The sequence below is a fragment of the Burkholderia sp. SIMBA_051 genome, from assembly GCF_046534915.1.
Classification (GTDB): domain Bacteria; phylum Pseudomonadota; class Gammaproteobacteria; order Burkholderiales; family Burkholderiaceae; genus Burkholderia; species Burkholderia ambifaria.
Map to the genome: position 1 here is coordinate 1 of NZ_JAWRXS010000174.1, position 287 is coordinate 287.

General features: G+C 64.5%; 1 protein-coding gene. It reads right to left on the minus strand.

Going from position 1 to position 287, the window contains the following annotated elements:
* A partial coding sequence (locus SB771_RS34065; protein WP_410721925.1) for a transposase domain-containing protein occupies positions 1 to 287 on the minus strand: 287 nt, incomplete at both ends.

Below are 287 nucleotides of genomic sequence, written 5' to 3' on the forward strand. Positions count from 1 at the left end.
TGATGGGATGATCGGCGATGCGCTCAAACACCGTGCGCAGGTAGGCAAACGGCTCGATGCTGTTCAGGCGCGCCGTACCGATCAGGCTATAGATCACCGCCGCGCTTTGGCCACCGCCGTCGGAGCCTGCGAACAGATAATTGCGCCTGCCGAGAACCAGCGGCCTGATCGCGCGCTCCGCCGTATTGTTTTCCACCTCGACGCGCTGCAGCGTCACCTCGGGGCTCTGCGCCTTCAGCGCGGCCATCACCTGGTCGCTCTGCTGCGCGTACGTGAGGCCTTGCTTG